At 66.6% G+C, this 4242-nt stretch carries 5 protein-coding genes and 1 tRNA gene; all 6 read right to left on the reverse strand.

Going from position 1 to position 4242, the window contains the following annotated elements; translation table 11 throughout:
* Window positions 1-200, reverse strand: a 200-nt coding sequence (locus FKP22_RS22680) for a thioesterase II family protein (protein WP_233446937.1), incomplete at its 3' end; no start/stop codon positions are given.
* 11 nt (window positions 201-211) lie between these two features.
* Window positions 212-478, reverse strand: a complete 267-nt coding sequence (locus FKP22_RS22685; RefSeq protein WP_141289948.1) for an MbtH family protein — start codon at window positions 476-478, stop codon at window positions 212-214.
* Window positions 479-612: 134 nt separating this feature from the next.
* Window positions 613-837, reverse strand: coding sequence for a DUF4880 domain-containing protein (locus FKP22_RS22690; RefSeq protein ID WP_211361528.1), 225 nt, complete (start codon window positions 835-837; stop codon window positions 613-615).
* A 114-nt stretch (window positions 838-951) separates the two neighbouring features.
* A complete protein-coding gene (locus tag FKP22_RS22695; RefSeq protein ID WP_231012875.1) occupies window positions 952-1470 on the reverse strand; it encodes a sigma-70 family RNA polymerase sigma factor in 519 nt (172 codons plus the stop codon).
* A gap of 458 nt (window positions 1471-1928) precedes the next feature.
* Window positions 1929-2005 (reverse strand) — tRNA-Val (locus FKP22_RS22700).
* Between the two features lie 64 nt (window positions 2006-2069).
* A partial coding sequence (locus FKP22_RS22705) for a RelA/SpoT family protein (RefSeq protein ID WP_141289951.1) occupies window positions 2070-4242 on the reverse strand: 2173 nt, incomplete at its 5' end.

Below are 4242 nucleotides of genomic sequence, written 5' to 3' on the forward strand. Positions count from 1 at the left end.
GCCTGCTGCTCGGCGCAGAGCTGCGCCACCAGCGTTTCGAAATCGGTGGCAGCGGACTCGTCCAGGCGAGAACCGCGCCCGGGCAGTTCCACCGGCTGCACGCGCAGCCAGGGCGGCAGCTGGCGGCGCCAGCGCAGGTACATGGTGGCGCTGGCGCCTGCGCAAGGCAGGCACAGCAGGTCAACGCCGGAAGCCGGCATGGCGGGCATGCTCACTGCAGAGAGACGGGTGCCTGGGCGGCTTCGCCCTGGCCTGCCTCGGCCTGCTCTGCCATCCATTGCCGCAGCGACAGTGGCCGCATGTCGACCCAGGCCTGCTCGACAAACGCGAGCACGGTCTTCTTGTCGCCCTTCACGCCTTCGATGGCCTTCCAGCCACCGGGCACGGCCTTCCATTCAGGCCAGATCGAATACTGTTCTTCGTGGTTGACCAGGACGATGAAGGTCTCGTCCTCTCGGTCAAAGCAGCTGGTTGACATCGGCGTCCTCGCGCGGTTGAAGGGAGCGAAGACGCATGGGCAAGGCCGCGAGGCCTGCGCATGCGCCGTCGTTCTTCAAGACGCGCCGGGCGGCGATTTGTTTAGGCCGGCAACGTGAGACCGGCGGTGCGGGTTCAGCGGTCTTCGCTGTCCGGCAAGTCGATGTCGTTGACGGGTGGCACCAAGCCGGTCATCAGCCAGACCTTGCTGGCCCGCTCGTAGGCGGCCCGATGGCCGGGGGCCTCGTTCAACCAGGCCACAAGCGCGACCTGCTCGACAGCCGGCAGATCGGGCATTTCATGCTGCCGCTGCACCCAGGCCCAGGCGGCCTGCCAGACGGCATCATGCGGTGACTGCATGTCGTGATCCATGCAGCGCGTTTTACCTCACAACACGCGATGTTTCAGACGCAGCGCATTTCGCAGCACCTGTTTGTGCGACACATGCACCTCGCCCGGCCAAAACGGCGCTGTTCAGTCTGCCATGCCGGTCCTGAGCACCGGGCAGCTCATCAGCACCTGCATCGCATCCTTGATCATGAAGTTGACCAGCGTGGCCGAGCAGTCGAGCTTCTTGCCGATGTCGCGCTGCGTCATGCCACTGAGGCGGTACAGCTCGAACGCATGGCGGGTGCGAGCAGGCAGCGTGTCCAGCGCCTGGTCGACCGCGGCCAGCATGCGCCTGTCCTGCACCAGCTGGTCCGGCGTGAAACCGCCCGCCACGGGCGGCAGTTCGCCATCGTCGGAGTAGATGCGGTAAGTCGATTCGACTTTTTGCCGGCGGTAGTGGTCCAACGCCACGTTGCGCACCACCTGGCTGCAGAACGCCTGCGGCTTGCCCACGACCTCGATGCTGGCCCGCTCGACGACCTTCAGGTAGGCCTCCTGCACGACCTCTTCGGCCAGGTCGAGAGTGCCGACGATGCGCTGGGCCAGCATGCGCAAATGCAGGCGGCTGCCAATGAAGACTTCGGCCAGGGAACTGCTGGGCAAGCAAGACATGCTGTGGGCGCCTCCACACGCCTGACCGGGCGAGATTGCCCAAGGTCACCTGTTTGTCATATTGAATGAGAATGATTATTATTCATTAAGATAATGGTGCGATCAAAGCACGCGTTGTCTGAAAGGACAAGCAAGCGACAGAACATGCAACGCGGCCGAAGGCGAAAGTGCGCCCAGGCGAGCCGTAGGCACCGGCCTGGCGCCTGACGCAGCGCGCATCCACAGCCCAGCGCGACCGTCCGGCATCCCGGGATCTGCGTGAGCAACCTGCCGCGCGGGCAAAGGCCCCGCCTGCGCTGGCACAGGAGACCCTGCACAGGTGAGCATCAGCCGGCAGCGGCGGCCACGGACAGCGCCAGCAATCGCGTCCGCTTTTTCGTACTTTTTCGTACCGCCAAGAAAAAAAGCACTTGGCGTTGCCGCCAAGTGCTTGATTTCCCTACCGAATTTGGTAGGCGCGATTGGATTCGAACCAACGACCCCCACCATGTCAAGGTGGTGCTCTAACCAACTGAGCTACGCGCCTGCTGAGCCTCGCAGTATATGCCGGTTTTCGGGAAGTTGGCAAGCTGCCCTGAAAAAACTTCCAGCTACTTTCGACGGACCTGGCGCACGCCGGAGACGGCAGCCACGTGTCTCAGCACCTGCTGAAGGCGCGCGGCGTCGCTCACCTCCACGGTGAAGACCATGCGCAGGCTTCTGCCGCTGGCTTCCTTGAGGCTGCTGCTGTGCACGCCGGTCACGTTCATCTTTTCTTTCGAGAAGACTTCGGTGATGTCGCGCAGCAGCCCGGGGCGCTCGGCCGAGTCAATGGACACGTCGACCGGGTAGGCGGCCACGCGGTCCTTGGGCGTCGCGCCCCAGGCAACGGCGATCTCGCGCTCGGGCATGCGCTGGGCCATGTAGCGGAAGTTCGAGCAGTCCAGCCGGTGGATCGCCACGCCCTTGCCGCGGGTCACGAAGCCGCCGATGGCGTCCGGCGGCGCCGGGCGGCAGCAGCGCGCAAGGTTGGTCAGCAGGCTTTCGACGCCAACCACCAGCACGCCGCCGCGCGCGCCCTGCCCGTCTGCCTTCGGCCGGCGCAGCACCGGCATTTCGTTGTCCGGCGGTGGCGGAGGCGGCGGGCGCAGCAACTGCTCGATGTTGCGCAGCGAGTATTCATCCTTGCCGACCAGCTCGAACAGCGCGTCCGCGTCCTTGAAGCCAAGCTGATCGGCCAACTCCGCGAGCTTCAGCGAAGTGCGGCCTTCGCGCTGCAGCAGCTTTTCGACCAGCTCACGGCCGCGCGCAATGGTGCCGGCCTGGGCCTGTGTGTTGAACCAGGCGCGCACCTTGGCGCGGGCCCGCGGGCTGCGCAGGAAACCGAGCTCGCTGTTCAACCAGTCCAGCGACGGGCCGCCTTCCTTGGCGGCGATGATGTCCACCGTCTGGCCGTTGGCCAGCGGCGTGGACAGCGGCACCATCACGCCGTCGACCCGCGCGCCGCGGCAGCGGTGGCCCAGGTCGGTGTGCAGCGCGTAGGCGAAGTCCACCGGCGTGGCGCCCGCCGTCAGCTCAATCACTGTGGCCTGCGGCGTGAAGACGTAGATGCGGTCGTCAAAGCGCCCTTCGGGGCTTTGCTCGGCATGGCCGGCAAAGTCGCGTTCCCAGGCCAGCAGCTGGCGCAGCACGGCCTTGCGGGCCTCGGCCACACGCTCTTCGAATTCGCCTGCCGCCGCCACGCCGGCATAGCCTTTGGCGCCAGCCTCCTTGTAGGCCCAGTGCGCGGCCACGCCGTATTCGGCGTGCTCGTGCATGGCCTGGGTGCGGATCTGCACTTCGATCGGCCGGTCGTCGTCGCCCAGCACCACGGTGTGCAGCGAGCGGTAGCCGTTGGGCTTGGGTTTGGCGATGTAGTCGTCGTATTCGGCGGCGACCGCGCGGTAGCGTTCCTGCACCCGGCTCAACGCGGCGTAGCAGGCCGGCACGTCGGCCACGACGACACGCAGCGCGCGCACATCCATCACGCGGTCGAACGGCAGTTGCTTGCCCTGCATCTTTTTCCAGATGCTGTAGATGTGCTTGGGCCGGCCGTAGACCACCGCCGGCACGCCGTGCGACTGCAGGTCCGCGCCCATCTGCTTGCGCACCACTTCCACACCGGCTTCGCGCTCCACACGCTTCTCGGCCAGCAGCCTGGCAATGCGCTTGTATTCCTCGGGCTGCAGGAAGCGGAAGGCCAGGTCTTCCAGCTCCCACTTGAACTGCCAGATGCCCAGGCGGTTGGCCAGCGGCGCGAAGACCTGGGCCGACTCGGCCGCCAGTGCCTGCGGGCAGCCCTGCTTGCTGGCGGCGTACCAGCGCAGCGTCTGCAGCCGCGAGGCCAGGCGCAGCAGCACCACGCGCAAGTCCTTCGAGAAGGCCAGCAGCATCTTGCGCACGCGCTCGGTCTGCTCGGCCTGGCGCGCCGTGCCCATGACCTGCGCTTCGCGCGCGGCGCGCTGCACCTGCACCAGCTTGCGCGTCAGCGTGACCAGGCTTGCATAGGAGGCGCCGAAGGCCTTCTCGACCACTTCCTCGGGCCGCTGCAGATAGTCGGCCGCATAGACCAGGTAGGCGGCAGCCTGAAGCGACGGGGCGCCGCCAATGCCGGCCAGCAGCGCGGCCATGCCTTCGGCGTGATCAAACGCGTCTTCGCCCGTGTCCAGCGCGCGGCCGGCCAGCAGCGGCTCGGCAAAGGCGCGGGCTCTTGTCCAGAGGCCGGAAGAAGTGCCCCGCCGGCAC

Source organism: Ideonella azotifigens, assembly GCF_006519715.1.
Lineage (GTDB): Bacteria > Pseudomonadota > Gammaproteobacteria > Burkholderiales > Burkholderiaceae_C > Ideonella > Ideonella azotifigens.